Origin of the sequence: Enterococcus sp. AZ167 (assembly GCF_051714025.1) — a bacterium.
In the GTDB taxonomy this organism is placed as follows: Bacteria; Bacillota; Bacilli; order Lactobacillales; family Enterococcaceae; genus Enterococcus_D; species Enterococcus_D casseliflavus.
Map to the genome: position 1 here is coordinate 2,287,083 of NZ_JBIORB010000001.1, position 25,903 is coordinate 2,312,985.

Sequence of the window (25,903 nt, forward strand, 5' to 3'; positions counted from 1 at the left end):
TCCATCACTGATTGATGGACGCTCTTTTTTATCGTCGTCCTTGGTCAATGGCCAATAAGTGTTGAAAATGTTTGTTTTCTGCTGCCAATTCGGCAGGTGTTCCGCTCATGGTCAACTGACCATCTTCAATAAAGAGCACACGGTCCATCATCGAAATTCCTTGCAAGTGGTGGGTGATCCAAATGATCGTTTTGTTCTCCAGCACTTGGAAAAAGGTTTCGAGCACGCCTTGCTCCGTGATCGGGTCTAAGCCGACGGTTGGCTCATCCAATAAGATGATCGGAGTGTCTTTTAGCAAGATCCGCGCCAATGCCAAACGATGCCGTTCTCCACCAGAAAAACGCAAGCCGGCTTCATCCACCATCGTGGCCAAGCCGTTAGGCAAAGCTGCCACCATTTCTTTCAACCCGACTTGCTCCAGTACGCGCCAGACTTCTTCTTCCGAAGCCGACTCATTGCCTAGCCGAATATTATTCAAGACGGTCGTATGGAAAAGATAGGGACTTTGATTGATGACACCGATCAAGTCACAGATCGACTCACTCAATGCCGTCACAGGTAGGTCGTTTAAGGTGATCGACCCTTGGGTCGGTTGCAGATCGCCTCGCAACAAGGAGGCAAATGTACTTTTCCCAGAACCGCTGCGACCAAGGATCGCTAGTTTTTGATGCGCAGGAATCGTTAGATCCAACCCATGAAGCACTTCTTTGCCTTCAGGATACTGAAAATGCAAGTCCTTGACTGTGATCGACACGAGGCCCGTCACTTCAGGTACTGACGGTTGCTCCATGGAGACCTCTTGGCGATTTTCTTCTGGCAATGCATTGAAGCGATCGATAGAGTCTTTGTAGCGATTGGTTTCTTGAGCAGCTGACGGTAATGGCGCAAATGCATCAACTAAAGGAAAGACACACAGGACAAAGGCAGCGATCCAGTTGGCTGCTCCTCCGTGGTTACCTGGAAAGCGAATGCTGGTCCAAAGCAGCAATGCGACAGCGATCACTCCAAAGATGCTTTGTAAAAGAAAATCACGCCGGCGATCAAAGGACAGCATCTGTTCATCCACCGCCCGCAACTGCGTTTCCAGTTCCTTATGGGCAGCCACGTACTCGCTGCCTCTTTGAGAGAAGACCCAATCAGAAACCCCTAATACATTATCCGTCAATGTCGTATACAAGTTGTTTTTCATGTGTTTTTGCTTTTCTTGCCGCGCGCCGTTGATGATCACCGACCAAAGTGGCAAGACAAAGACGATGATTCCTAATAGCAGCAGCATCACCAAAGCAAACCACCAAGAAAAATAGCCGAGTCCAATGATCAAGAACGCATACAAGATCCAAGCGATCACGGTAGGAAAGATCGTCCGCAAATACAGGTTTTGAATATGGTTGATATCTTCTGCCAATAAGCCCAAGATATCCCCCGTGCGATGTGCTTGCTTAAAGAAGATCGCATCTTTTTCTACTACGTTGTACAATTTCAATCGCAAATTAGAGGTCATGCGCAAGACCCAGCTATGACTGGTCAACCGTTCCAAATAGCGAAAGACTGGACGGCCGATCCCAAACGCTCGGGTCAGTACGATGGGGATGTAAACCAATAGAATGTTTTCTGGGATCGATGCCGAGCGGCTGATCAGGTACCCAGAATTAAACATCAGTGCCCCACCACAGAAAAAGGTCAAGAAGCCTAGGAATAAGGCCAGCGCCAAAACGTTTTTGTATTTTGACAAGAAAGGCTTGACCCACGTATCAGTTTTCAATGAGCGCAATAAGCCGATTTTATTCAAGCTGTTCCCTCCTCATTCCATTGACTAGTTCTGTAAAAGCACCTTGCTTTTGCTGCAGTTGTGCCAAGGTTCCTTGTTCCACGATTCTTCCTTGATCCATCACGATGATTTCATCCATTTCTTCCATCCAGTGCAAGCGATGGGTTGCAAAAAAGACTAAATGGTTTTCCATCAGCGGTAGCATCCGTTCTTTTAAGGCAACTTCGGTTTCAATATCCAAATGAGCCGTTGGTTCATCAAACAAAAGAATCTTTCGTCGCTGGTCTAAAAAGGCACGGGCTAGAGCGATCCGTTGGGCTTGTCCGCCACTTAGATGCCGTTCCCCTTCACCTAACATCGTGTCCAACCCTTGCGGCAGCTCCGCCAAAAGCTCAGTCAAGCCTGCCACTTCAATGGCTTTCAGTACGGCTTCTTTGGTAGCTGTCGGCTGATAAAACGCGACATTTTCCTGCAAGGTCAACCGATAGATATAAGGATTTTGCGGAATATAGATCAGCTGTTCTTGCCAGCTTGCTTGGCGAAAGGCCGTGGTCTTCGCCCCTCCAAGAGTGATCTCGCCACTGTCTGGCACGAGAAAGCCACTCAAAGTATTGATCAAGGTAGACTTGCCAGAACCGCTCAGACCGATGATCCCGATCTTTTTGAAGCCAGTCACGTTCAAGTTGATATCCGTCAAAGCCGCTTTTTCCTCGTAGGAAAACGCCAGCTGATCGATCGTTAACTGGGCGTCTTCCTGCCAACGAGGCACCGTTACTGCCGGTACTTGGGCTTCGGGCTGATGCAAGATCTCCGTCACCGCAGTCATCGCATTTTTCCCGTCTAAGGTTGCATGGTAATCACTGGAAAAGTCGCGGATCGGCAAGAAGTATTCTGGTGCTAAAATCAAGATGGTTAACGCTGGAAACAGCAAGATTCCTTCATTGATCAGCCGCAAGCCTAGCAAGACTGCCACGACGGCAATCGATAAGGTCGTGAAAAAGTCTAAGGCGAAGGTCGATAAAATACCGACTTTTAATGAAGCCATCGTCGCTTTCCGAAACCGTTCGCTGGAAGCAAAGATACTCTTGCCATATTTTTTACTGACCCCAAACAATTTCAGCGTGTCGATCCCTCGCAGGGAGTCGATGAAATGATTGGACAGTAATTGAAACGTTCGGTATTGTTTTTCCGCTTTGCTTTGCGCGGCATAGCCCAAGATGATCATAAAAATGATGATCAAGGGGAACACCAACAGCAAGACCAAGCCGGATTCCCAATCCAGATAAAAAACGAGTGCCAAAATGACCCAAGGAATGATCGACATATTCATGATTTTGGCAAGAATCAATTTCAAGTAGTTTTCGACTTGGTTGATTCCTTCCAAGACCATCGTTGTTACATTCCCCGTCCCTTGCTGTTGTGCGATCTGAGGACCGACCCGAAACAATTTCTCCAACAATTGATCCCGCAGATCGGCGGCTTGCTGGTAACTGTAATCATCAAGTCTTTTGGAACGGAAATAGATAACGGCTTGTCGGGCGATAAACGAACAAAAGAACAGCAGAATCCAGCCCCACTGTTCCTCTAATGGTCGTCCTTCCCATAAGCCAGTGATGGCTCGTGCCAATCCATACGCCTGCCCAATAATGAAGAGCGCCTGCAGGAACGAAAGTCCCGCAAGCAGCCCTAAAAGTTGTTTCATTCCTGGGAGCTTCATGATTTGTTTATCAATCATTTATACCCCTCCAACGCCTCCGTATGACTGATCCGTTTACGGAAGATATAGTAACTCCAAGCCGTATAGGCCAAGACGAAAGGCAAGATCGTCAGTGAGAGATAACTCATGATCTTCAATGTGTAGCGGCTTGAAGACGCATCAGCGATCAACAGGTCATAGCTTGAATCGATCGAACTGATCAAGACTCTTGGGAATAACCCTGTGAAGATCAATGCCACCAAAGCGATCAACGTCAAGCCGCTCGCAATGAAAGCCATCATTTCTTTGCCTTTAAAGACGCCGATATTTGCAATCAGTGTCAGTACAACGATCACGAGCAACAAACCAAGCGTTGTCGCAAAATGATTTTCGAAGAAATCCGTTTGGAAGTAAAGCATCACAGCAAAGACGACTAAGCCTGCATATAAGATGCCATAAAAAATACTTGCATAGTTGCGTGCCCGTGCCCGAATCGGACCTTCCGTTTTCAAAGCGATATAGTTTAATCCGTGCAAGTAGCACAACAAGGTCAACGCGATCCCGCCAACGATTGAAAAGGGATTGACGTAATCCGTAAAGGTTGCCGTCATGTTGCCATCTTCACCCAAAGGCATTCCTTGGATCATGCTGACAAACATCAGACCGAAGAAAAACGGTACGATCGTACTGCCGATCGTCAACGTCCAGTTCCAAATGTTTTTGTGTTCTTTCGGGAAGTTTGCTCGAAACTCAAAGGAAACACCGCGAATGATCAACCCGACTAAGATCAATAACAAAATCAAATAAAAACCGCTGAACAAAGAAGCATACCAGTATGGAAACGAGGCGAACATCGCTCCGCCAGCGGTCAATAGCCACACTTCATTGCCATCCCAGACAGGCCCGATCGTTTTAACGATCTGGTCTTTTTCCTCTTCATTGTGAGCCAATGTCTGCACAGACATCCCCACACCAAAGTCAAACCCTTCTAAAAAGAAGAAGCCAGAAAATAAAAGCCCAATCAACGTGAACCATAGTAATTGCAGACCGGTCATCCTTCAAACGCCTCCTTATCAAATGGGTCTTCGTACCCTTCTTGGTTGTCTCCTTGGCTGATTTCGCCGAAGGCTTCTTTTTCAGGTCCATGATCCATTTCCCGTTTCACCAGATAGACCATCGTTCCGCCTAAGCCAGAGAACAAGAGGAAGTAAACGATGTTTGAGATCAAGAGTGAGGTCACGGAAACGTTTGGTGACACACTATCTTCGATCGTAAACAAGCCGTAAACCGTCCATGGGTAACGTCCTAACTCCGTGATCAGCCAACCAGCTGTATTGGCAATAAATGGGGTGAACAAAGTGATCGCCACTACCCAAAGCAGCCAGCGTTTTTCAAAGAGCCACGGTTTCTTCTTACGCGTAAAATACAACCCCAGACCAGAAACCAACAGCATCAAGGCACCAAAACCAGCCATGATCCGGAAGCTCCAAAAGAGTGTGTTGACCGGCGGGTAGTAATTACGATCGCCGTAGGTTTCAATCAATTGCTGATTGACCGTATCCATCCCGTCGATGGAGCCGAAGGGTTCATTGAAGGCTAAGATACTCAACATATATGGAATCGAAACACCGAAGACTTGGTGATGTTCTGCTTCATTCGCCCAAGCAACGACGGTCCAAGCCGCAGGACTCCCAGTATCTTCATACGCCCCTTCCATTGCGGCAAATTTCATTGGTTGTTCTTCAACCAAGTATTTCATTTGTTCATCCCCAGCTAGCAAGACGGTGAATGAACCGAACAATGCCACCGCAAAACCGATCCGCATTGATTTTTTGAAGAAATCACGTTCAATGTCTTTGTCTTTCTTCAACAGACGAAAGGCTGATAAACCAGCAACAATGATCCCACCCATCGTGATGGCAGCGGTGATCACGTGTAAAAACTCATACCACACCTGTGGATTTGCCAATAATGCACCGAAGTCAGTCATTTCTGCCCGGCCATTGTTCAAGGTATACCCCACTGGATGCTGCATAAAACTATTGGCAGCTAAGATCCAAAACGCCGATAGCATCGAACCCAGCGTCACCAACCAGAAAAAGGTGGCGTGCAGCTTGGGACTGACCCGATCCCATGTAAAGATCCACAGTCCTAAGAACGTCGATTCTAAGAAGAACGCCAACAAAGCTTCTAAAGCCAAGGGCGCACCAAAAATATCCCCGACAAAACGAGAATAGTCTGACCAGTTCATCCCAAATTGAAATTCTTGAATGATCCCTGTCACGACCCCGACAGCAAAACTCAATAGAAAAATATTTCCCCAAAACTTCGTCATCCGGCGATATTTTTCATCTTTTTTGATCACATAAAGTGTCTCCATAATTGCAACGACGACACCAGTTCCGATCGAAAACGGTACAAAGAAAAAGTGAAAAATCGTCGTCATCGCAAACTGGATTCGCGCTAGTGTCACAATATCCATCCTACATCCTCCTATTTCATAAAAAGTACATTAAAATAATTCTAAATAAAGAAAAATTCCAACTTCGAATATACTCCTCTAATCAGTAAAAAAGAAGCAAATTGCTTGCATTTACTGATTTTTAATCACTTCCTCTCCGATTCTTAAACATAAGGCGCTTTCATCGGCGGGAAACAGCTTTTTCTAGCTACTCCCAGCCAAAGCGGGTTCCTTCAGAAAGCAATGGATCACTCAATAAAATCCCTGGAAACTCTTCTTTCAATACAGATGTGCTTAATAATTGATACATAGCAAACGTGTTCTTCATCCCTAATCTTTCCAGCTGATCTAACGTTTGCTGCATCAAGTCCGCTGCTTGTGCCTTATTTTGTTTTAATAGACATGTCCAGCCTTCAAAAAACGGCATAAAGATCGCTTGTTCAATGTGCTCTTTTTCATAAACATGATCTCGCCATAAATGAAAGGTCTTTTCCGCATAATTCGCCTCGTCGAAAACAGCAAAGACAGAAAATACCGTCTCAAACGTGTTGTACAAAATATCTTCATTGCCAGGAATTTTTGCAAAGCGCTGACTCTTTTTGATGGCGATCGTCAAGCAGCGCCAAAGCAAAGCCGGCTCCATCGAAATTGCTGCGCGGGCAAACAGCCGCAGCTCATAAACACCCCATGTATCGGTATTCAGCAAGTAATGCTTGGCAGAGTCCAAACAGTAATTGTGTTTCAGGTAAGCCTCCTCGATGGGCACCCTTTTAAAAAGCTCCTCTTTCATCAAGTAGTCAAAACGGATCAGTTGTAAGAAGTGGTCCAGCTCCAAGGAGTAATGCTGTTGAAAGTACGTGGTCAGCTTTTGATATTTCTTTTTTAATTTAGGTACTTCATCAATGGATTCGATCCCCATCGAACGGACATAGTCGACCATTAGCTTTTGAGCCTCCGAATGATGCTCCCCCGTATGCAGCAGCTGAAATTCGGCAAAACTCACTTCTAGTTTATCTAGCAAACGATGAAATCGTTCGCAGGAAATCGTCGTTTTGCCATTTTCAAATTGCGATAACAAAGACATCGACAATTGTTCATCCACTAATTCCTTCAACAACAAGCCTTTGCTTTTGCGAAGCTCTTTCACTGTCGCACCATAATTGTTCATTTTTTCACCTTCTTTTTCAATATATTGAAATAAGCAGTTGCTTTTCCCGAAGAGCCTTTATAGTTGAATTATCTTATAGAAACGAGGGAAAAGCTATGGATACCCATATAAAAAAGAAAATGCTTCACGTGAAACATTTACAAAAAAGCTTCAAAGACAAAACCGTTTTGAAAGAGGTCACTTTTGACGTCACTCCTGGCGAAGTATTTGTCTTACTAGGATCAAACGGCGCTGGAAAAACCACTTTAGTCAAAATTTTGTCCACTATCCTACCTTTTGACCAAGGAACCGCGCTAATCGACGGGATCGACTTGACCAAAGATCCAGCAGCGATTCGCGAGAAAATCAGTCTGACGGGGCAATTTTCCGCCGTCGATCAAGAACTGACCGGACGAGAAAACTTGCTGATGATTGCTGCCTTGCGCCATGTCAAAAACAAACAATTTATCGTCCAACATTTGTTAGAGCGTTTTGATTTGGTGGATGCCAGCAACCGACTAGTCAAAAATTATTCTGGTGGCATGCGACGACGCTTAGACATCGCCATGAGTTTTATCGGCGAACCTGACCTGCTCTTTTTGGATGAACCGACGACCGGGTTAGACCCGCAAAACCGCTTAGCCACATGGCACATGATCAAAGAGATCGCCGCTCAAGGACGAACGATTTTCCTGACGACCCAATACCTCGAAGAAGCAGAATTTTTAGCAGACCAAGTCGCCATCTTGCATGAAGGGAAAATCATCTTGCAAGGAACACCAACGGAAGTCAAAGCACTACACCCTTCACAAACGATGGAAATCAGCGTATTGACGAAAGAACACTTGCAGACCGTGCGTCAGCATCTGTCTGATTTTCCGCTGCAAGTCAATGAGTCCAGTCTCTCTCTGGCATTTCCCGTCAGTCAAGACTTCCAGCATTCCTTCACGCTGTTGCAGGAACTCAATCAACTACCGATCACTATAACCAGTTTTAATCAAAAGAATGCTTCGTTAGAAGATATTTTTCTAACACTTGTCCAAGGAGGAAACCAATGAAAGCAATTATAGAAACCAACACCTTATTCAAACGCAATCTCTTGCTATCGATTCGCAGTATGGAGACTTTGCTAAGTGGGATTTTGACCCCAGCGATTTTAATGATCCTCTTCGTCTATGTTTTCGGGGGAGCCATGAACGTCGGCGATACCTCTTATGTCGATTTTGTCGTTCCTGGTGTTCTCGTCCAATGTATCGCCCAAAGCGCCTCCTCCGTTGGGGTAACGGTGACGGAAGATTTGAAATCCGGCATGGTGGAACGGCTGATGACCTTGAACATCTCTAACTCAGCCTTTTTAAACGGGCATGTCTTCGCCGCGACCCTTCGGAGCTTGATCAGCACCTTGGTCGTGTTGATCGTCGCCATGATCATCGGTTTTCGCCCCCAAGCCACAGTTACTGGCTGGGGACTCGCCTTCCTATTGATCTTTTGCTTCACCTTCGCTTTTACTTGGGTCTCCGTTCTAGTTGGTCTCATCGCCAAAAGCCCCGAGACAGCGACCTTGTTTACTGTCTTGATCACCCTTTTGCCCTACTTAAGCTCTGGTTTCGTCCCTACGGAAACCATGCCGCGTCCGTTAGCCATTTTTGCTGAATACCAACCAATGTCGCCGATCATCCATTCTTTGCGAGGGCTTTTGTTAAACTTAAAAGATACCACCTTGATCAGTGCCTTTAGCTGGTGCGGCGGTATCGTAGTGGTGAGCTGGTTCTTGGCACGAATGCTTTATCAGAAACGGTTACGCTGATGGCGCTGGCTCCCTTTTTTGACTCTCTTATAAAAAAACGGCAACGACTAAGCTCCTGCTTCGTCGTTGCCGCTTTTTTTAATCGAGGACTTCTCCGTTAGAAGCCGTCACTTTCTTATACCAGTCAAAGCTGGCTTTTTTGTACCGTTTTCCTGAACCATTGCCCCAATCATCTAGATCTACGTAAATGAACCCATACCGCTTGCTCATTTCTGATGAGGAGCAGCTGACAAGATCGATCGGTCCCCAAGGATAGTAGCCGATCAGTTCTACGCCATCATAGATTGCTTCTTTCATTTGTTCAATGTGCTGTTTCAGAAAATCAATGCGATACGTATCATCGATCGTCCCTTCTTCATTCAATGTCTCATAAAAGCCCATACCATTTTCTGTGATCATGATCGGCAATTGGTACCGATCATAATACTCATTCAAAGCGATCCGCAGCCCAATCGGATCAATTGCCCAGCCCCAATCATTTGCTTCTAAATAAGGGTTAGGCGAAGCTGCATCTTCTTTCCCGTAGTTTTCACTATGAATGATTCGCGTGTAGTAATAGGAGAAAGAAACAAAATCAACCGTATGCTTAAAGTCCGCTTCATCGTTTTCCCCAAATTGAATCTCGATGCCGTTTTCTTCAAAAAATCGATAAGCATAATTCGGATAAGTTCCCCGCGCAAGTACATCTGAATAATAATATTCCATTTGATTATTTTTGAGAGCACTCAAAACATCCAACGGTTTACAAGTAGCTGGATAAACATTGCCATAATAAGACATCATACCAATTTGAAAAGAAGGATCAATTTCTTTGCCTACTTTGATCGCTCTCGCACATGCTACCAACTCATTGTGAACCCCTTGGTACTTAGCTTGCTTCAGATTGTCGACGCGGTCAGCGGGAATACCAAGGTGGTTAAACGATTCGTGGGTAATCAAGTTCATTTGATTGACTAAGATCCAATATTTGACCTTCCCTTGATACCGTTTGAATACGACTTGCGCAAAATGAACAAAGAAATCAATCAGTTTACGATTTGACCAGCCGTCATAAGCCATCGCTAAATGGATCGGCATTTCATAATGAGACAAGGTGATCAAGGGTTCCATGCCGTTTTCAAGGATACAATCGATCAATTCGTCATAAAAGCGCAACCCTTCTTCGTTAGGCGTTTGCTCGTCTCCCTTTGGAAAAATCCTCGCCCAGCTAATAGATGTTCGAAACGAATTCATGCCTGTTTCTGCCAAGAGTGCCAGATCCTCACGAAATGTATGGTAAAAATCGATCCCATCCCGTTTCGGGTAACGCCCTTCTTGATCATTTAAAGCAAATTCTACGTCTGCCGTCGTTATTTCTTTGTTGCTTTTCTTTTTTATATCGATATCATCACGAAAGCGATTGATGTCTGCCACGCTCCAGCCTTTTCCCCCTTCAAGATAGGCCCCTTCTAATTGATTTGCGGCAACTGCACCTCCCCAATAAAAATCGGCAGGAAATTGCTTCTTATTTTTCTTCATGTCATTGCTCCTCTTCTCAAAATTTGATTGCTCGCCTCTTAGACTGATGCTTCGGTTTGACCTTCTTCAAGCACTAATTTGCGCTCATAGGCCTTGAAGAAAGGATAATAAATGCCCAAATAAATCAAGAAATTCACCACTACTAAGACAGCACCACGAATGCTGGCTGTTGCGATCACTGCCGAAAAAATACTCGGAACCGTCCACACAGCCGCTAATGGATACGCCATTCCGGGAACAAGGTTGGACACAAAAGCGAAATAGGTCACGAAAGTGGTCACGATTGGTGCCACGACAAAGGGAATCGCCAGTGCTGGATTCAAAACGATCGGCAACCCAAACAACAACGGCTCATTGATGTTGAAGACCCCAGGAATAAAGCTGAGACGACCAAGCTGTTTTAAAAATTTTGATTTGGAGAAACACATCATTGCGCAAAGTGCTAAGGTTCCTCCGCCACCGCCGATCCATAAGAAAGTAAAGATAAACGGCTGTACCCCCAGATTGGGAATCGCTTGTCCGGCTTGTGCTGCTGCCATGTTTGCTTCAGAATTGACTAGCCAGATCGGCAACATCACCGTCGCTAATATTTGCGGATGAATTCCGAATAGCCACATGATACAAGTCAATCCTACATAGACCAAAGGTGCTGCTAACGAGTTGGAAGAAACACTTAACAATGGTGTGATCAAACTTGCAATCAGGGCATTGATGTCAAAGCCGATCAAGTGAACAATGATCCAAACGATCGTCATTGAAAAAAACACGGGAATAATCACTTCAAAACTGCTGCTGACATTCGTAGGGACTTGCTCTGGCAGTTTAAACCCAATATTGTATTTTTTACAAAGGCGCATGCACTCGACTGCTAATATAGCTGTCAAAATACTAGCAAACATGCCTTCTCCTCCAAGATATTGCGTAGAGATAAACGTTCCTTCATCTAAAGAAGTGAAGGTCAATGTAGTAAAAAAGGTAAAAATTGCAGAAACGCCCCCTGCCAAACTATCTAGTTGGTAGCTTTGCGCTAATCGTGCGCCAATGCCAAAAGCTGCATAGATCGAAAGCAGTCCCATGCTCATATTGAAGGGAATGATCAGTTTTGCCACTAAGTCGGGATGATTGCCCATAAATGATACATACGATTGAGGCCATGGAATATACGGAATCAATAAAAAGATCGATCCGATCACTGTGATTGGAATCGTTGCGATCAACCCATCGCGAACAGCACTCAAGTGACGTTGATTAGAAAGTTTCATCATTGGCGGCATCACTTTGGTTTCAATAAATTGCATTAATTTATCCATCAGTAAATCCTCCTAAATTTTTTAAGATATATCTTAACTTGAATATAAGCGCTTTCTCATAAGGAAACAATAAAAGCTATTTTCCAAAAATGGAAAATAGCTTTTTACGTTTACTCTTTTCTCATATTCATAATCATAAAAATCATCCATAGATGAAGCACTTTTTGCGAGTAATAATTCGACGACATCAATGGAACGACCTCTTTAAACAAGACACGCTCTTCAAAGAGACTGCTTTGAGCGGCTTGCTCGCTGAACGTCAATAAAACTTTCTGACAGGTATTTTTTTCAAGCAAGTAGGCCTTTTTGTCGATCCAGCTGCCTGTTAGATTGATCACAAAACAGATATCTGTTTCCCGCAATACTTGATCAATCAACTGGTCTTCCGCATTACGGTTCACTTCAAAAACGATATAGCCCATTTGACTAAGCAGTTCCCGCAGGAGATTAACAACCGAAAAAGAATAGCTGTTACCCAAGATCGCCACTCGTTTTTTTCGTTTCATTTCTTCTGCGATCCGTGTGCATTGGTGTTGATCAAATTGGTCAAAAATCTGTTTTTGGACCATGTACTCTCGGGCTAAAAATTGGTCAACCATTTCAGATACTTCACTCTTTGTATCGAGATTCGCAAGCATCCCTTCAAACATCGTATTCGCCAAATGGTACTCTTGTTCAAAATAAATCGTGAGGTCATTACGCATTTCTTTAAAACTAGCATAACCAAGTTTCTTACAAAATTTAGTGATACTGGCAGGCGTCGTCTGTGCCGCATAGGCGATTTCTTCAATATAGATCGCAGGAAATTCATCGATCCGCTCAATTAAAAGTTTTGTTATCAAAAAATTCAAATCGTATTTTTTGCATTTAAATAGATGTTCATTTAAACGAATGTATACTTGACTTGTCGTTTTCATAGCGACCACCTCACTTGCTTATTTACGCTGCTGGTTTCTTCTATCTTAGCATAGGCATCCATTTCTTAGAACCTTTCACTTATCGTACCTTTTAATAGAAAGCAAAAAAAGAGTCCGCCTACGCGCAACTCTTCGATTCAGGTCCCCAGTTATTTCATTAACTGCTTTAACTGTCCATAAAAATTCTCATGGGTGCCACATAACAAGTCTGGAATCACTTAGTCATCGATCACATCATAAGCAATACGATAGGTTGTCCCTGCATACTTAAAACTCTTCGACCAGATTCCAGCTAAATCGCCAGTTTTTTGATCGCCGCTATACGGTTCGACAGCTATTTCATCATAAATGACATGAAGAAACTTTTGTTTCAGCGGTTTCTCCTTCAACTTTTTTAAATAGTTCACTACTTGTCTAGATGGAATCACCTCATAAGCCAATTTCAGTTGCCAACTCCTCTTTGGTCATTGCTTTCCCGTCGGTAGCAGTCTCCTTTGCAATTGTCTTAAATGAAGAAATCAGCTTACTCTTACGCGCTTTAAATTCGGATAAAATATCTTCGTGTTCGTATCCCTCATTAATAATATCAGTCAAGATATCTTCACTGAAATCATCGAATGGCTTTACCGGTTCAATAAATTCATACAAGATCCCATTTTCTACTAGCTTTGCTTCTACTTCCACACCATTGGGAATACCAAAGTCTTTGGGCACCGTCAACATAATGGAATTCCCTTGTTTTCTTGTTTTCGTAATCATCGTTGCATCCCTCCCTCTGCTTTAGTAATTACTCTGTAAGAACATTATATCATAATCGAATGTAATGATAAGTAATGCCGAAAGCTGTGTGTCAGATTGAGAAAATAAACCGCCTGCTACTTTGCCTTATTTATGACTATCGATAAAGCAGGTGATACGGCTCATTAAACCAAAGAGCCCAATCTCCTTTTCCAGCGAAATTTCAACAAAAATACGGTATACTGGATATGATTGAATAAAAAGGCAGGGATACCCATGGATCTTAAAAACCGGCTGATCGCCTTCGCTCAGACCTTCAATGATGTTCAGATCGACCATCCATTTGCAAAGTTTCCCGAGTACCAAGTCTTGCGGCACCGCAAAAGCGGCAAATGGTTTGGCTTGCTGATGACTGTAGAAAAGCAAAAATTAGGCTTGGAAGGAACGGAAATGATCGAAATTTTAGATGTCAAAGCAGCGCCCGAAATGGTTTCGATCATCAATCAAAGTCGCGGCTATTTACCCGCTTATCACATGAATAAAAACCATTGGCTCACCGCATTACTAGATGGCTCTGTATCAGAAAAACAACTCCAATCTTTGTTACGAGACAGCTATGAACGTACCCGTTAAACCCAAATATCACCAAAAAACCGATCAACGATGCGCCTATATAGGAGCACCGTCGATCGGTTTTCTTTTATAACGGATCCTGTATTATCCGTGAGTCTAACGAAACACTTAGGCCAACTCTTCTCCGTTTGTTGCAATGACTTGTTTGTACCAATCGAAGGATTTTTTCTTAGAACGATCCATCGTGCCGTTGCCTTCGTCATCAAAGTCAACATAGATAAAGCCATAGCGTTTGCTCATTTCGCCTGTTGAAGCACTGACAAGGTCGATACAGCCCCATGGGGTGTAACCGATCAAGTCTACGCCATCAGCGATCGCTTCGCCCATTGCTTCAATGTGGCGGCGCAAGTAATCGATACGATAATCATCTTCGATCTTACCTTCTTCGTTAAAGGTATCAATGGCTCCTAAGCCGTTTTCCACGATAAACAACGGTTTTTGGTAACGATCATATAGTTCATTCAACGCGATGCGCAGCCCTTCTGGGTCGATTTGCCAGCCCCATTCACTTGCTTCTAAGAATGGATTGCGGACGCCGCCCAACAAGTTTCCTTGCACTTCATCGGCTTCTTCTGTGGTGATATCCACGGCAGAAGACATGTAATAGCTGAAGCCAACATAGTCAACAGTATGTTCAGCGATCAAGGCTAAGTCTTCTTCGGTAATCTCAAGATCCTTTTTATTGACGCCGTGTTCTTTGTACAAACGATCCGTAAAGGATGGGTATTTTCCACGTACTTGCACGTCGGCACAGTAGTAGTTGAAGGCTTGATTATGGATCATCGTCGCCACTTGGTTGACTGGGTTCGCATCAATGCTGTAAGTCGTTGCATAAATGATCATACAACCGATCTGTAGCTCTGGGTTTAATTCATGGCCGATTTTGACTGCTTTACTGCTGGCAACAAATTGGTTGTGCCACGCTTGGATCACGTTTGTAAAGTCGCTGGCACCCGTGCTGTTGACCATTCCTTGACTCAATGCGGAGAAATGGAAAGCAGAGTTGATCTCATTGAAGGTCATCCAGTATTTGACTTTGCTGTGGAACCGTTCCAAGACAACTTTTGCAAAACGTTCATAGAAATCGATCAATGCTCGATTTTTCCAGCCACCGTATTCTTTGGCTAAATGCAAAGGCATTTCATAGTGAGAGATCGTAACCACTGGCTCGATCCCGTATTTCAAACATTCATCGATCAGCGCATCGTAAAATACTAGCCCAGCTTCGTTTGGTGTCGTTTCATCGCCTTTTGGAAAAATACGTGTCCATGCGATAGAAAAACGATAGCTCTTGAAGCCCATTTCTGCAAACAACGCAATGTCTTCTTTGAAACGGTCATAATGGTCGATCCCGCGATGATTTGGGTAGGTGTATTTGTCCTCATCGATCGTCCAATCAAACGTATCACTGCCTAAAATCGCTAAACGCTGTTTGCCGCCAGGCATTGCATCCGCCACTGACAAGCCTTTGCCATCGCGATCGAACGCCCCTTCTAATTGATTCGCTGCGGTCGCGCCGCCCCATAAGAAATTTTCTGGAAATTTTGCCATTTGCTCGTTCTCCTTTTGTTTTCTTTTGATAAACCTACCTAGCTGATTACTGAAAAATCCCCGATAAAAAACAAAAAACCTAAATAAGAGCCGCTGCTAAAACGAGAAGAGCGCTTTCTTATTTAGGTCTTGCCTGATCGAGTCAGTAACAATCCACGTGGGTTTTCTTTCTTTAACTATAGCACTAACTCGTTGGCTTGTCATCATAAAATCGGTTTCTTTTAAACCGTTTCCCCCGTTGAAGGTCCTTGTATTCATTTAACACTTGAACCAACGGTGTAAGAATAAACATAATCACCCTAATCGAATTCATACTCTTCTCAATCGTTGTTTCTATATTTTGTAAGGCTCTTCTATCTAGATGTCAGGACATAAGTCGGTTGTCCTTCTCGTATGGCAAATACAATTGCTTTGTCTGCTCTTTTTTTTAAAGAGCCTCCTTCCCCCTCCTGAGAAATGGCGTGATTGCACCTAGAAGATTCGCTTCACTTTGAAACTTACAACCTTTGATCTTCAGTGGGGCTAACATCAAATCGATCAAATCCACTCGGTCACGCAACTCCTGATACTTCGATTGAACTTGATCGATCAAAATACTTTGTCGACTGATCCCTCCCCCAATCACGACGGTTTCTATATCGATGACTGCTTGCAGATTGATGATCAGCGTTGCAATACGTTCACAATAGTTTTCAAAAAGCAGTGTTAATTCGCAATTAGTTTCTTGTTGGATTGCTTCAAAAACAGCTGGTCCGTCATTTTCATCTTCAAGCCCTAACAATGCGGTACCTTGCTTCACAAATTCAACCGCCGAATGCGTAAAACCAGTCACATCTGAGACATTCATCAATGAAGGAGCCTGAATCATGAAGCTTAATTCACCGGCTTGAAAATGACTGCCTTCGAATAGTGTATGATTTAAAATCAAACCACCGCCAACCCCAGTCCCTAAAATGATCGCTGCACCATTTTTTACACCTTGCAAATTTCCCAGCCACTGCTCAGCAAGCGCAGCTGCTTTCCCATCATTTGTCAGCTCACACTGAATGCCACAAGCTTTTTCGATCAATGCTTTTATCGGGACCTCATGGAGATAACCCAAGGAACCCCCAAAATAGACGATTCCTTTTTCTGCATCCACTTTTCCTGGTAGACTAAGACCTACACCTGCAATTTCGGTTTTGAATCGTTTAATAATTGCTAGGATTTCTTCGAGAAAATCCGCCAAGTTTTGAGGCGTTTTTTGTTTGTCACAAGCAGTTAATTGCCCTGAAACATCTACAACGCCATATTTAATAAACGTGCCCCCAACATCTATACTTAAATATTTCATTACGTTCCTCTAATTTCTGTTTTAATCGCGACTCATTAATCTAATGTCAACCGTTTGCCAATCAGCAAATAAATCACCGCAAAAACCAGCATGACAGTTCCAGCAAAGATAAAAGCAAAAGCAGCACGCTCATTGCCAAACATGATCGTCGGTAACGAACCGAAATATGGGGCTAGAAAAGAACCCAGATTTGTGCCGACCATTGCTATTGAAATCGCCAAATTGATCGATCCTTTTGGTGCTTTACTCATGATCAATCCCCATGAATAAGGCAGTAGCAAGGATCCGCCAAAGCCTAAGAAAACAACGATCAGAGTAAATGTAACAAAATTCGTAGTCTGACTCAGAAAGATAAACCCAAGTCCCAGAAATAGATAGCTAATTGGTAAAGAAAAATGTTTTGTATGTTTGACGAGTTTACTGTAAAACAGATTGGCAATGATCGAAACAAACGTGTAGATCGACATGACGATACCAATGAACGAGGGATTGGCAAAGTTTTCTTCTGCGACGAAGATACTTGATTTTAGGAAAAAGACCATCAAAAATGCAAAACTGATCAGTAATGCGATTGCTTGTAAAATAACTGGTAAATTGACGGATTGCTTTGTTTTGTTCCCAATTTCTTCCTCTGACGCGACGATATCAGTAAGTTTTGGTTCATCATCTCGAGGTCCCCAGATAAAATAAAGCACTAAAGGAATGATTCCGACAAAGTTGGCAGCAAAAGCAATTTGCCAACCGCTAAACATCAGGATACCGATCAAAAAGGTAACTGCTGTTTGTCCAGCACTCTGAACGGCACTTTGTAAGCCGATCAGGCGCGCTTTTTCTTCACCTTCATAATATTCACCAATCAAGCTAACGGCTAGGGAATTGAACAAACCAAAGCCCGCACCTAGGACCAAACGGGAGATATAGATCAATGAATAGCTGCTGGAAAAGACAGGAAATATTCCTGCAAGAAAAGATAAAATCAATCCCAATAACACTGTTTTTCGTGTCCCAATCATTCGAACAAAAAAGGAACTAAGCAACACGAAAATCATTACTGTGAAGTTGGAGGCAGTTACTAATGCTTCTACCGCCGTTGCACTTTGATCGACAAACGATTCTTGCATCAAGCTAACAGTTGCTGCAATTGCGCCACTCGTTGTCAACATCAATGATAAGGAAAGAAGGGCTACTTTGAACATGAAGTGTTCAGATTTTCTATTTGTTTGCATAATTATCACTCCATCATTTTATTTTGCGATTAAAATAACTCGCTGATACGTTGTCAAAGTGCCATTCGTTACCTCTAAAATCAAATGAATTGTTTGACCAGATTGGATATTTTCTGGAATTTTCACTTCGACGGTTTCTGTGTTTTCTCGAACAAGCTTAATTGGATCAACGGGTGGTTTAGCAAGCTTTTCAGATACTTTGCCAAACAATAAGCCCATTGATTCAAATTCAGCGCCTGTGGGAACAGGTGCCGTTTGATAGGTTGATGCCTCAAAGTAATGCCACCATTTAAACGCTAAATCTCGCTGATTTGGATCAAATGCTTTTGCTTGAATCTGGACGGTTTCTCCGGGAGTAACTTGTTGATCGTTCCCCTTTTTAATAGATACAATCGGATAGTGGGCCGCTTCATCATACGTTTCGGCAACACACCAGGCTGCCCGACCTTTAAAATCATCTTGAATGTCATCGAACCATCTCGTTAAGGTATATTGTGCTTCATACCTTTGGTTATAAGGATTATAGTCCATTGCACTATTGATGTACTTACGGGCACCAGCCACTTTTTCAAATCGGCCGCCCCAACCGCCATAGCTGGGATCATCACTATTTCGCAGCCCATTGTTTAAGAAATAGAAGTAAGAAGGGGAATCTCCTTCTGAGATAAAATCAAAGCGCGCATAGTCTGGATTTTTTTCTAAATAGCGATCGATCCCACGCTGTTCTTCTTCAAGCTCGCCTTCTAAAACATTGCCATCTCCGATCAATGCATATTTTTTTAATAGCGGACCGTGATTGTCTCTTAGATTCAATTGCCATTTAGGCTGTAACCGTGTAGCTAACTGAGACTCCACCATTTTCCAAGCATAGGCAAAATACCAGAAATTGAAACGATCATTAATGACTTCAATCGACCAATTTTTCTCAATGTATTCGCTATAGGTGACATCCTGGTCTAAAATGATATAAATAATCACCTTTTTTTCAATTCGCTCTTTGATTGCCTGCCAATCTGGCTGATGGGCATATTTTTCCTCAATTGACTTCAATGCCCTAGCCGTTGTATTCGTTCCTCCCCACGTTTGAATGTATAGTTTCCGTGGATCCTCATCATTCATCAAATAATCCTCAATGAATTTGGAGCCCTCGGTTTCTTTGGTCATTTCTCCCGGTGAATCAATGTTCCCGATATAGTAAATACTTTTCAAGTATTCGGGAGAAGGATAATCCTCAGCGTGTATTTTCAAGTTCGGATATACCTTAGCATAAAGATCAATAAATTCATTGATCCACTCAGTTCCTGTCCACCGATACGGTTCAATGTCTTTAGCTAGATCGCCCGCATAATGATAAACTGAACTTGTCAGGACAATCCCCTCGGTATCAAAACAGTCGCTATAAAGTAAATAGCGTAAAAATGAATTCATATCATCGACTTCACCGTCGGTTGTTATAATTGTTCTGGCTTTGTTATTCATTGTTATCATCTCCTTTTCTTACAAAAATAGTGTCTTGCTTTATTAAAAATTCAGCCATCCTGTTCATTTCGAAAAAGCAAAACGAGGCATCCTGTTCCTATAATTTTCCTTTATCCTTCACTAAAAGTAGCTGATTTCTCAATGAACCGTTTCCATTTTTCATATTTCAAACGGATCACGGCCTGTTCGGCTTGCGGAACGATCGTGGTTTGATGAATAGCTGGTTCATTCATGGTTGGATTGGCAACAAGCATCGTGCCGATGGCTGAAAATTCTTCGACTTCGCTGACGATGACGGGTTTATTGATCAAAGTCGCCAATAAGCTCATCAAGGCGCGGTTTTTCGAAACACCGCCATCGATCATTACCTGATTGATCAGTCGTTCAGCGACTTCTTCCATCACATCGATCACTGCTTTGATTTGAAAAATGATGCTTTCTAAAACGGCTTTCAACAGCTCATGGGTCGTCGTTGTGCGTTTCATGCCGACAAAGCTGGCAGTCATCGTATTATCCCAAAAAGGGGCGCCCATTCCTTGCAATGCTGGGATAAAATAGATGTCTTCTTGACTGTCATTGGTCAGCACTTCTTGACAGATTTCAGCTACATCTGGTAGCGGAGCCACTTGCTCACTGAACCAGTTGATGGCGTCACCACAGGAACGGATGATGCCTTCTAGCGCAAACGCTGTTTCCTGGCTAGTTTGCCAGCCGACCGTCGTCAAAATGCGGCGATCTCGCAACGTCTGCTCCTGCTGCACTTGCATCATGATCGAACAACCGGTACCCATCGTGATTTTTACATCCCCAAGGCTTTGACAACCTTCCCCGAATAATGCCGCTTGTGAATCGGCTAAGATTCCTTTGATAGGGATTCCGTGATAGTTACCGAAAACCGTATCAGCAGGTTTGATCGCTGGCAAGTCTGCTAAATGGATGCCAAAAAGTTTGACGAGTTCTGCATCCCAACGGCCCTCTTCAATATTGTAAAACAATGTTCGGCAAGCGTTGCTGGCTTCTGTCGCAAATACCTTCCCTTGCGTTAAATTCCATAACAGCCAGCTGTCCATCGTACCGATCGCCAACTCGCCAGTTCCCGACTTTTCCTTGATAGCCGATAATTCTTGTGCCAGCCATTTCACTTTGGTGCCAGAAAAATACGGGTCTAAGCGTAAACCGGTCTTTTGATTGATCGTCCTTTCCCAGCCTTGTGCCGTCAATTCTTCACAAATCGCGGCGCTGCGGTTGCATTGCCACACGATCGCATTGTACAAGGGATTACCAGTCAATCGGTCCCATGCAACGATCGTTTCTCGCTGATTGGTCAAGGACAAGGAAACGATTTGACCTGCAATGATCGCTTGTTCTTGAAACACTTGTGCCAGCAATTCTTGGACATTTTGCCAAATCTCGAGGGGATCATGTTCGACCCACCCGACTTTTGGATAAATTTGGCGGTGTTTTTTATCGTAACGCTGCAGGATTTTCCCTTCTTGAAACAGTAAGAGCTTGGTACCGGATGTACTCTGATCTAAAACCAGCTGATAGGTCTTGTCCATCTTAAGCTCCTAGAAACGCAACCGCTGTTTTCGCTATGGAGGCACCGTCTAAGCCATAATGGGCAAACAGTTCTGACGAAGAACCAGTAATCAAGGCTTCATCCGGAAAAGCAATAATTTTTTGTCGAATGTCCGTTTCTTCTGTCAGTGTTTCCGCCACGGCAGCTCCTAAGCCGTTGTATTGGCTGTGTTCTTCCACAGTGATCACGGTGCCTGTTTCTTTCGCCACTCGTTTGACCGTTTCTGAATCAAAGGGCTTCAAGGAATGAACATTTAAAACGGTAGCAGTGATACCTTGTTTTTCCAATAGCTCAGCAGCATCCAACGCTTGGCGCACGGTTTCGCCGGTGGCGATCAATGCGACATCTTGGCCGCTTCTCAGCTCAATGGCTTTGCCGATCTCAAAAGGATAATCTGCAGAATCATAACAATCTTCAACAGGATTGCGACCGAGACGGATATAGGCCGGTTGATTTGATGCCGCTAAGGCTTTAAACATTTGGATCGTTTCAAAGCGATCTGCTGGCAACAGCACTTGCAAATTAGGGATCGCTCGTGCCACTGCGATGTCTTGCAAGGAATGATGACTCATGCCTAATGCCCCATAACTGACACCGCCGCTGATGCCTACGAGTTTGACATTCTTATTCGAATACGCGACATCGACTTTGATCTGCTCGATACTGCGCATGCTGAGAAAACAAGCTGGAGAGGCAACGAAAGGGCGTTTGCCCATATGGGTCAAACCGGCCGCAATACTGACGATGTTTTGCTCTGCGATCCCTACTTCCACCAATTGTGTCGGTAATTCCTTGGCAAAAGCTGCTAACGAAGCGGAACCACGAGAATCACTGGTCAACACCGTGATCGCAGGATTCTTTTTTCCTTCTTCAATCAATACGTCGCACATCGCTTGGCGATTGGCAATATTATTTTTTCCCATGAGTCAAAACCTCCATTTGCTGATCAAGTTCGGCAATAGCTTGTGCAAGCTCTTCTGCCGTTGGCACTTTATGATGCCATTGCGCTTGATTTTCGGCTGCAGAATAGCCTTTGCCTTTGATGGTTTTAGCAATGATCAGCTTCGGTTGATTGGGCTGATGCGGTTTTTCTAATGCAGCCACCAAGGCAGCCATATCATTGCCATCAACGATATGCACATCCCAACCAAAGGCACGCCATTTTTCATCTAGCGGCTCCACTGCCATCACATCTTCCGAGGCGCCCGTGATCTGCAAGCCGTTGCGATCAATGATGGCGGTCAAATTGTCCAGCTGGTAGTTGGCAGCCGCCATGGCTCCTTCCCATACCGAGCCTTCTGCTAATTCGCCATCTCCCAACAACGTATAGGTTTGATACGTGCGGTGATCCAGTTTGCCTGCCAAGGCGATCCCTACTGCGACAGGTAAGCCGTGGCCTAGCGAACCAGTATTCATTTCAACACCAGCTACTTTATTGTTTGGATGACCGATCAGTCGTGAACCAAATTGTGAAAAGGTGGCTAATTCTTCTTTCGGCAAAAAACCTTTGTCCGCTAAAACGGCCCATAGTACTTCTGCCGCATGTCCTTTACTTTGGATATACTGGTCACGATCTTGCTTTTGAGGATCTTTCGCATCGACATTCATTATCCGATAATACAAGGCCACTAAAATATCGGTACAAGAAAGATCCGAACCAGTATGACCCGTTTTTGCTTGATAGATCAGCTCTAACACGGATTTTCGAATCGTTAAAGCCTTCATCTCCAGCTCGTTTATTTCCATGATTGATCCCCTCTCAAGTATGCTTTGACGTCTTCTTCGATTGGATCATAAAAATCTGGCTGCACACCGATGTATTTGCACGCTTCATACAAGATCGGCACCACATTTTTTCTGACCGCCGCAACGTGATGAATATAAGGGCCCTCAACGAGTTTGAATTCCAAGCGATTCAAATTCGCAAATTCCAGATAGAGATAGGTCCCTTGATTGTATGGGCCATCGATCCCTTTACCAGTACCCATCAGCAGTGAGTACTCGCCGTTGTCCCCATCAAAGCGACACAGCGTATACTCGTCTTTGATTGCCCGAAAAGCGACTGATCCTGGATAGTCAAAAACAAAATGTCGTTGCGGCAAGATCGGTTTGGTCTCTGCGGTGGAATAAGCAAAAACTCCTAAGTGCTGCAGCAATTCGCCATTCTCATTTTCTGGATGGCGGCAGTTGACATCCGCAAAGATTGCTCGGTGTTCCCCCAACGAAGCGGCTTCGACCAACAGTTCCGAGATCGCCCCATGGACATCCGTCTCACAGACAAAAGGCAAACCTTTTTCTTGTAACAGCGACAAGGAGGCATACGGTAAAATACCGATTTCGTCTTGTAAGGCCGTCCAACACTGGATGACCCCTGCATTGCAGCCGTAGCTTTCACATAAGTTTTGCAAGGCCACTTTAAGGGCTGCCACCATCTCCAAATCTTTCGCCGAAATTTGGACTTCCGTATTGGTTTCGAAATAATCAATGACTGCTTGCACTTTATCTGGCTGCTGTTCTTTGACTTTCTTGATTTCTTGCACCACTTCTTGGATCGGTACTGGTGATAGCGAAATATTGAAACGCTCCAATAGTTCGCCTTCGTTGCAGATCACAGTCCAAAAATCAAAGGGGCGTGGGCCAACTTGCAAGATTCGTGTTTGTTTGAAGGTCTTGACGACATTGCAGACTTTGATAAAGTCTTGCAAGCCGCGGGCAAATTCTGGTGAATCAATATCAGAATTTTTGACATAGGTGAAAGGTACCTTGAAACGGCGCAAGACTTTCCCAATAGCGAAAAGACCGCATTGCGTATCCCGCAAACGTGAACCGTCGGCGGCTGGCGTCTCATCTTTAGGTCCCCACAGTAAGACGGGGACATCTAGTTTTTTGGCTAGACGAGCACAGGCATATTCCGTACCAAAGTTTTCATTGGCTAGAAAAAGACCGTCGATCTTCGCTGCTTTGAATTTTTCGGCGATTTTTTCAACCCCTTCATCATCGTATAGTAAGCCGTCTTCGTTGATATCTAAAATATCTACATAATCAATGGCGAGTTCGTCCATTTTTTGTCGTGTCAGATTGGCGTACTCAATGGCTGCTTCTGCACTAAACAAATTTCTTCTAGTCGGGGCGAACCCGATGGTTACTTTATCCATAAAACCACCCTTTGCGTTTTAGTATATTTAGCTAAATTTTTATTTCTTCGACGATTCGTGCTACATTTTTGCTCAGAAATTCCTCATCCGTCAGTAAAACGATTTTTTTATCAGGAAAGGCTGCGGCGACTTTCGCTTGATTGAAGCGGGTTTGAGGAGCTAAAATCAAAAAATCATAGTCATTCCCCACCATAAATATTTCTGAAAAAGGCGCGGAATTGACTTGGTAATGCTGTTCATCCGCTAGTTGCTCTTTGAGCGCTTTGACGAGCAGTGCACTGGAGAGCCCAGTGGCACAAAAGAGACCGATCTGTGTCATCTATTCACTTCCTCAAAATGTAATCCCTTACTTTTTACACCTTAAATATAGCACAAGCTAAATATTTTGCAATAGTTTTAGATAAATATTTTTGTTTAATAACTAAAAAAGGACAAAACGCTTGCTAAACGTTTTGTCCTTCTTCTTATTTTTCATATTATTTTTACTCTTAATTGATGCTTTCGCGTTCGACGATCGTCGTGGCGACCAGCATTTTCAGATGGTTTTCATCTTCACTCGTGATTTTCTCGATCAAGCGTCGCACGGCTTGGCGACCAAGGTACACTTTATCTACTTTGACGGTGGTCAGTGGTGGGTTGCAAAATTCCGCCAAAGGAATATCATCGAACCCAACAATGGTCAACGGATGATCGGGAAACACTTCGCGAATGGCTTTCATGGCACCGATGGCGATATTGTCATTGACCGCAAAAAAGGCGCTTGGCAACGGTCGCTGATCGGCACGCAAGGATTCCAAATAGACCTTCATGTCTTGATAGGAGCCCTCCAAGGTGGGTTCTACTAAGGCTTCCGTCTCTTCATAATGGATCAGATCATGCTCTTGGATCGCTTGGATGAACCCTTGCTTGCGTTCACGGAAGTTGTTGATTTGAAAGGTTGAATTGATGATGCCGATGTCACGGTGGCCTTTTTCGATCATCTTTTCAACGATCTCATAGGCACTGTCACGATTATTGATGGCGACAAAATCAAAGTCCTGCGAATTAAATACCGTATCTAAAATCACTAACGGTACTTCCAAATGGCGAAAGACTGCTAAATCTTGTTTTTCCAATTCCGTTCCTAACAATAGCAAACCATCTGCTAATTCTGGACGGATCTTTTCGATCGGGTCTTCTTCTGGTGCCAGTGTGATATGGGAAATGACCAGTTCATAGCCTAACGCACTGCACTCCATTTCGATTCCTCGGATCAATTCAGAAAAGAAAGGCGTATCCCCTACGACATTTCCTTGTTTGTTCATTACGACAAATTTGATTTTTTGACTTTCCGTTTTTTTAATTTCTCGCTGATCAAAATACCCCATCTCACGAGCGATCTTCAAGATCGCTTGCCGTTTTTGTTCACTGATCCCCTTACGATTGTTGATCGCATTAGAGACTGTTCCGCTGGAAACGCCAGCTTTTCGGGCAATATCAGAGATCACAACTTTCATCTGCTCACCGCTTTCTGCTTCTCATTCTGTTAAAAGTATAGCAAAAGAATTGTTTTTTTACTACCAAAAAAGCTAAAACAAACTAAAAT

At 43.8% G+C, this 25,903-nt stretch carries 22 protein-coding genes and 1 pseudogene; 3 read left to right on the forward strand and 20 right to left on the reverse strand.

From position 1 onward, the window contains the following. Nucleotides 1-28: 28 nt before the first annotated feature. From cydC to IGJ05_RS10760, 5 genes are all read right to left on the reverse strand, one after another. Nucleotides 29-1,789, reverse strand: a complete 1,761-nt coding sequence (cydC, locus tag IGJ05_RS10740) for a thiol reductant ABC exporter subunit CydC (RefSeq protein ID WP_225000670.1) — start codon at nucleotides 1,787-1,789, stop codon at nucleotides 29-31. Next, entirely contained in the window at nucleotides 1,782-3,503 is a 1,722-nt protein-coding gene (cydD, locus tag IGJ05_RS10745; protein WP_225000671.1) for a thiol reductant ABC exporter subunit CydD, read from the reverse strand. The genes cydC and cydD overlap by 8 nt, the downstream gene beginning before the upstream one ends. Beyond that, a complete protein-coding gene (cydB, locus tag IGJ05_RS10750; RefSeq protein WP_005226530.1) occupies nucleotides 3,500-4,519 on the reverse strand; it encodes a cytochrome d ubiquinol oxidase subunit II in 1,020 nt (339 codons plus the stop codon). Before cydB ends, cydD begins: the two co-directional genes overlap by 4 nt. Beyond that, nucleotides 4,516-5,946 (reverse strand): cytochrome ubiquinol oxidase subunit I, encoded by a 1,431-nt coding sequence (locus IGJ05_RS10755; RefSeq protein ID WP_015508715.1) that lies wholly within the window; start codon nucleotides 5,944-5,946, stop codon nucleotides 4,516-4,518. Before IGJ05_RS10755 ends, cydB begins: the two co-directional genes overlap by 4 nt. A gap of 187 nt (nucleotides 5,947-6,133) precedes the next feature. Continuing rightward, entirely contained in the window at nucleotides 6,134-7,093 is a 960-nt protein-coding gene (locus tag IGJ05_RS10760; protein ID WP_438725195.1) for a helix-turn-helix domain-containing protein, read from the reverse strand. 95 nt (nucleotides 7,094-7,188) lie between these two features. On the opposite strand from IGJ05_RS10760, the gene IGJ05_RS10765 reads away from it, so the two are divergent. Together IGJ05_RS10765 and IGJ05_RS10770 are read left to right on the forward strand one after the other, a co-directional pair. Further along, nucleotides 7,189-8,130, forward strand: coding sequence for an ABC transporter ATP-binding protein (locus IGJ05_RS10765; protein ID WP_015508713.1), 942 nt, complete (start codon nucleotides 7,189-7,191; stop codon nucleotides 8,128-8,130). Then, the gene (locus tag IGJ05_RS10770; RefSeq protein WP_086338870.1) at nucleotides 8,127-8,879 is read left to right on the forward strand and encodes an ABC transporter permease; all 753 of its coding nucleotides are present in this window, start codon (nucleotides 8,127-8,129) and stop codon (nucleotides 8,877-8,879) included. Before IGJ05_RS10765 ends, IGJ05_RS10770 begins: the two co-directional genes overlap by 4 nt. A 78-nt stretch (nucleotides 8,880-8,957) precedes the next feature. Here the strand turns inward: IGJ05_RS10770 and IGJ05_RS10775 are convergent, their stop codons facing one another. The 5 genes and pseudogenes from IGJ05_RS10775 to IGJ05_RS10795 form a co-directional block, all read right to left on the reverse strand. Further along, on the reverse strand, nucleotides 8,958-10,397 hold the full coding sequence (locus IGJ05_RS10775; protein ID WP_081116684.1) for a glycoside hydrolase family 1 protein: 1,440 nt from the start codon (nucleotides 10,395-10,397) through the stop codon (nucleotides 8,958-8,960). A gap of 38 nt (nucleotides 10,398-10,435) precedes the next feature. Next, a complete protein-coding gene (locus tag IGJ05_RS10780; RefSeq protein WP_015508710.1) occupies nucleotides 10,436-11,707 on the reverse strand; it encodes a PTS sugar transporter subunit IIC in 1,272 nt (423 codons plus the stop codon). A gap of 110 nt (nucleotides 11,708-11,817) precedes the next feature. Beyond that, nucleotides 11,818-12,624, reverse strand: coding sequence for a MurR/RpiR family transcriptional regulator (locus tag IGJ05_RS10785; RefSeq protein WP_061053535.1), 807 nt, complete (start codon nucleotides 12,622-12,624; stop codon nucleotides 11,818-11,820). A 149-nt stretch (nucleotides 12,625-12,773) separates the two neighbouring features. Beyond that, nucleotides 12,774-13,064 (reverse strand): annotated as a pseudogene (locus IGJ05_RS10790) (type II toxin-antitoxin system RelE/ParE family toxin). Further along, complete coding sequence (locus tag IGJ05_RS10795; protein WP_081116686.1) at nucleotides 13,054-13,383, reverse strand: AbrB/MazE/SpoVT family DNA-binding domain-containing protein; 330 nt, start codon at nucleotides 13,381-13,383, stop codon at nucleotides 13,054-13,056. The pseudogene IGJ05_RS10790 and the gene IGJ05_RS10795 overlap by 11 nt, the downstream one beginning before the upstream one ends. 255 nt (nucleotides 13,384-13,638) lie before the next feature. Here IGJ05_RS10795 and IGJ05_RS10800 point away from each other — a divergent pair, with 255 nt between their 5' ends. Next, nucleotides 13,639-13,995: an MmcQ/YjbR family DNA-binding protein gene (locus IGJ05_RS10800; protein ID WP_010748512.1), complete on the forward strand. Its 357-nt coding sequence runs from the start codon at nucleotides 13,639-13,641 to the stop codon at nucleotides 13,993-13,995. A 108-nt stretch (nucleotides 13,996-14,103) separates the two neighbouring features. Here IGJ05_RS10800 and IGJ05_RS10805 read toward each other — a convergent pair whose 3' ends face one another. From IGJ05_RS10805 to IGJ05_RS10850, 10 genes are all read right to left on the reverse strand, one after another. Then, complete coding sequence (locus IGJ05_RS10805) at nucleotides 14,104-15,546, reverse strand: glycoside hydrolase family 1 protein (protein WP_266166283.1); 1,443 nt, start codon at nucleotides 15,544-15,546, stop codon at nucleotides 14,104-14,106. A gap of 427 nt (nucleotides 15,547-15,973) precedes the next feature. Then, nucleotides 15,974-16,879 (reverse strand): ROK family protein, encoded by a 906-nt coding sequence (locus IGJ05_RS10810; protein ID WP_159161167.1) that lies wholly within the window; start codon nucleotides 16,877-16,879, stop codon nucleotides 15,974-15,976. A 35-nt stretch (nucleotides 16,880-16,914) separates the two neighbouring features. After that, nucleotides 16,915-18,105: an MFS transporter gene (locus tag IGJ05_RS10815; RefSeq protein WP_081116689.1), complete on the reverse strand. Its 1,191-nt coding sequence runs from the start codon at nucleotides 18,103-18,105 to the stop codon at nucleotides 16,915-16,917. A gap of 18 nt (nucleotides 18,106-18,123) precedes the next feature. Then, nucleotides 18,124-19,584 (reverse strand): DUF1593 domain-containing protein, encoded by a 1,461-nt coding sequence (locus IGJ05_RS10820; RefSeq protein WP_081116690.1) that lies wholly within the window; start codon nucleotides 19,582-19,584, stop codon nucleotides 18,124-18,126. 110 nt (nucleotides 19,585-19,694) lie between these two features. Next, nucleotides 19,695-21,143 (reverse strand): FGGY-family carbohydrate kinase, encoded by a 1,449-nt coding sequence (locus IGJ05_RS10825; protein WP_081116691.1) that lies wholly within the window; start codon nucleotides 21,141-21,143, stop codon nucleotides 19,695-19,697. Between the two features lies 1 nt (nucleotide 21,144). Continuing rightward, nucleotides 21,145-22,086 (reverse strand): transketolase family protein, encoded by a 942-nt coding sequence (locus IGJ05_RS10830; RefSeq protein WP_438725196.1) that lies wholly within the window; start codon nucleotides 22,084-22,086, stop codon nucleotides 21,145-21,147. Then, nucleotides 22,073-22,909, reverse strand: coding sequence for a transketolase (locus tag IGJ05_RS10835; protein WP_005231740.1), 837 nt, complete (start codon nucleotides 22,907-22,909; stop codon nucleotides 22,073-22,075). Before IGJ05_RS10835 ends, IGJ05_RS10830 begins: the two co-directional genes overlap by 14 nt. Continuing rightward, nucleotides 22,900-24,318 (reverse strand): L-fucose/L-arabinose isomerase family protein, encoded by a 1,419-nt coding sequence (locus tag IGJ05_RS10840; RefSeq protein ID WP_081116693.1) that lies wholly within the window; start codon nucleotides 24,316-24,318, stop codon nucleotides 22,900-22,902. Before IGJ05_RS10840 ends, IGJ05_RS10835 begins: the two co-directional genes overlap by 10 nt. 31 nt (nucleotides 24,319-24,349) lie before the next feature. After that, nucleotides 24,350-24,637 carry a hypothetical protein gene (locus IGJ05_RS10845; protein ID WP_010748502.1) on the reverse strand — a complete coding sequence of 96 codons (288 nt, stop codon included), beginning with the start codon at nucleotides 24,635-24,637 and terminating at the stop codon, nucleotides 24,350-24,352. Between the two features lie 169 nt (nucleotides 24,638-24,806). Further along, a complete protein-coding gene (locus IGJ05_RS10850; RefSeq protein WP_016608965.1) occupies nucleotides 24,807-25,814 on the reverse strand; it encodes a LacI family DNA-binding transcriptional regulator in 1,008 nt (335 codons plus the stop codon). Between the last annotated feature and the right edge of the window lie 89 nt (nucleotides 25,815-25,903).